The sequence below is a fragment of the Paenibacillus sp. FSL R5-192 genome (genome assembly GCF_000517845.1).
Lineage (GTDB): Bacteria > Bacillota > Bacilli > Paenibacillales > Paenibacillaceae > Paenibacillus > Paenibacillus amylolyticus.
The window spans coordinates 1-3,360 of sequence record NZ_ASPR01000035.1 but is presented as its reverse complement, the minus strand read 5'-3'; the positions used below and the strand labels follow the sequence as shown (position 1 = coordinate 3,360).

Below are 3,360 nucleotides of genomic sequence, written 5' to 3'. Positions count from 1 at the left end.
CGTGTAGATGACGTACGCCAGATCCTCCGGACGGGCTTCATGGAAGCTGTCCATACCGACAACATCAACATCATTTGGATGACTCTCGCCACCACCGTTCACAGCCCCCGTTAGCTTGCCGTTGACTCGATCGGGAGCACTGTTGGAGCCTTGGCCAAAGTCCATTGGCACATTGCTTCGTTCCTCGCTGTATGACGTTTCGTCGTCGAGATACAGCACCGTCGCCAGTGCCAGTTCCTCTTCACCGAGCCAGGCTTCGGCACGCTCTCGCAGCGGCGTTTGCGTCAGCAGCACCTTCGCTCCGCTGTCTTCGAGCATGAACCGCACACGGTCTGCCGGATAATCCGGGTCGAGGGGTACATACGCCCCGCCTGCTTTCCAGACGGCCAGCACGGCCACCAACAGGTCCACCGAACGCTCGGCGAGAATGCCAACGATTGACTCCCGGCCGATGCCGCTTGTGCGCAGCGTGGCCGACAGGCGGTTCGCCCGCTCGTTCAGCTCCGCATACGTCAGCCGATCGTTTTCGTAAACGACAGCTTCAGCTTCCGGCGTGTGTTCCGCCTGTTCCTCGAACAGTCGATGGAACGCTGCCATAGGAGCCTCTTCCGGTTGCGCAGGGTTAAACGCGCCGACAATCTGCTCTTTTTCCTCTGCCGTTAACAAGTTCAGCTCGGCAATAGTCGCCGACGGGTTGCAGAGAATGGATTCAAGCAGTTGCAAGTAGTGAACAGCCAATTTCTCCACCGTTTCGGTTTTGTATAGAGCTGTGGCGTATTCAAACAGATATTCCAAGCCGTCCTCAATCTCGGTGACGTCTAAGCTGAGATCGAATTTGGAAACGATTTCTTCGCTGGCATACGTCGACAGATGCAGTCCCGGAAGCTGAATTTCCACATTTTCTGTATTCTGCAAAGCAAACATCGTATCAAACAGTGGATGACGGCGTAGATCACGAGCCACGTTTACCTTATCCACCAGTTCCTCAAACGGATAATTCTGATGTTCAAAAGCACCAAGCGTTGTCTCCTTGATTTCCTTCAAGTAGTCAAGGAACGTTTTACCGGCAGCCGGGTAACTGCGGATGGCCAATGTATTAACGAACATCCCGATCAGCGGTTGAACGTCGCTGTGATTTCTGCCCGCAATCGGCGTACCAACCACCACGTCTTCCTGACCTGAATATTTATGCAGAAGCACGTTATACGCCGCAAGCAGAACCATGTAAAGCGTTGCGCCGTTTTCAGCTGCAAGCCGTTTAAGACCTTCACTTTTCTCAATATTCATAAACAATTGCAGCGTGCGGCCCTCATAGCTCTGCATAGCCGGGCGCGGATAGTCCGTTGGCATTTCCAGAACTGGCAGTTCTCCGCGGAACATGTCAATCCAGTAGGCTTCCTGCTTGGCAAGCTGCGTTTTCTGCTCGTCCGATTGCTGCCATACTGCATAATCTTTGTACTGAATGCGGAGTGGCTTGAGCGGCTCCCCGCTGTACAAGTGCACAAACTCTTCGATCAGTACGTCCATTGAAACGCCGTCCGATACGATATGATGTGTATCGAACATCAGGATGTGCCGGTCCGGCGCCAGTTCGGCAATGCCCACCCGCAGAAGTGGTGGCTTGGCTAGATCAAACGCACGAACGAATTGGCGCACCGTTTCTTCCGCCTGCTCCCCGCTGATCTGCACATATTCCACCTGGAAGGTGACTTCTTCGTAAATCCGCTGAACCGCTTCGCCTTCAACCATCTCAAAGCCGGTACGCAGCGTTTCATGACGAGCTACAAGCCCGCGGAATGCTTCTTCAAACTGCTGCCGGTTGAGCTGCCCTTCGAGTAGCATAGCTCCTGGTATGTTGTAGCTCAGCTCGCCTCCTTCCAGCTGGTTCAAAATATAGAGACGTTTCTGCGCAGAAGAGAGCGGATAATACTCGCTAGGTTCCGCAGCCGGAATAGCCATAAACGAGCCGATCTCCAAATGCTCCATAGCCACAGCCATTTCCTCAACTGTCGAGTAGCGGAATACGTCGCGAAGCGGGAATTGGGCGCCCAGCTCCTTATGCATTTTGCTGACAAGTGTTGTCGCCCGCAGGGAGTGTCCTCCGAGGTCGAAGAAGTTGTCCGTTACGCCTACCGCCTTCTCCCGAACAAGCACTTCCTGCCAAATGACGGCCAGTTTTGCCTCCAGTTCGGTGCGCGGTGCCACGTATTCGCGGCCTCCGCCTGCTCCCCCTTCTGGCGCTGGCAGCGCCTTCCGGTCAATTTTCCCATTTGGCGTTAGAGGCAATTGCTCCAGTTCGACGAAATACGACGGAATCATGTATCCCGGTAGCTCGCTGGAGATCGCCCGTTTCAAATCTGCCGCCGTCAAGCCTTTTTCCACTGTATAATAAGCGCACAACGCTTTCTGCCCTTCTTGATCTTCCCTGACAACAACTACCGCTTCCTTCACGCTACCTACACTCAGCAGCTTTGCTTCGACTTCGCCCGTCTCGATCCGGTAGCCCCGGATTTTTGCCTGGTTATCGATCCGGCCGATGAAGTCCACGTTGCCGTCCTCCATCCACCGCGCCAAGTCTCCTGTGCGATACAGTCGCTCACCAGCGGTGAAAGGACTGTCTACAAACTTCTCTTCCGTCAGCTCTGGACGGTTCAAGTACCCACGTGCTACGCCAACGCCGCCGATGACCAGCTCGCCCAGCACACCGACGGGTACGGGATTCAGATGTGCATCCACGATGTAAAACTTCGCATTCAACCACGCTTTGCCAATCGGCACATGGCCTGTCTGCGGCAGTTTCGCCAATTCTTCGTCATAGAAACTGGAGTCGATTGCCGCTTCCGTCACACCATAGGCGTTAATGATGCGGAACGACGAGCCAAACCGCTCCTGCAAGGTACGGTAATCCGCTACACTGCAGCTGTCCGAGCTTGTGATCAACAGCTCCATACCGCTTAACTTTAGCCCCTGCTCATGCACGTATTCCATAAACGGCACGATCAGTGCTGGTGTTGATTCAAAGATCGTCACTTGCTCCTGCTCTATCCAGTGGTGCAGACGAGACGGATCAATCCGGTCGTCCTTCGGTACAATGACCATGGTGCCTCCGTTATACAACGTGCGTGCGATATCGCCCACGAAAACATCAAACGAGAAGCTTGCGAGTTGCAACAGTCGCACCGGGAACTGATCCAACCGGTATTCCCGTCGGTAGCCCGCTGCCGTGTTCACTAGGCTGCGATGCTCGATCATCACGCCTTTTGGCTTGCCCGTCGTTCCCGACGTGTAGATGACGTACGCCAGATCCTCCGGACGGGCTTCATGGAAGCTGTCCATACCGACAACATCAACATCATTTGG

General features: G+C 54.5%; 1 protein-coding gene. It reads right to left on the bottom strand.

What is annotated here, in order from left to right; translation table 11 throughout:
* Positions 1 to 3,360, bottom strand: a 3,360-nt coding sequence (locus C161_RS19295; RefSeq protein ID WP_036672077.1) for a non-ribosomal peptide synthetase, incomplete at both ends; no start/stop codon positions are given.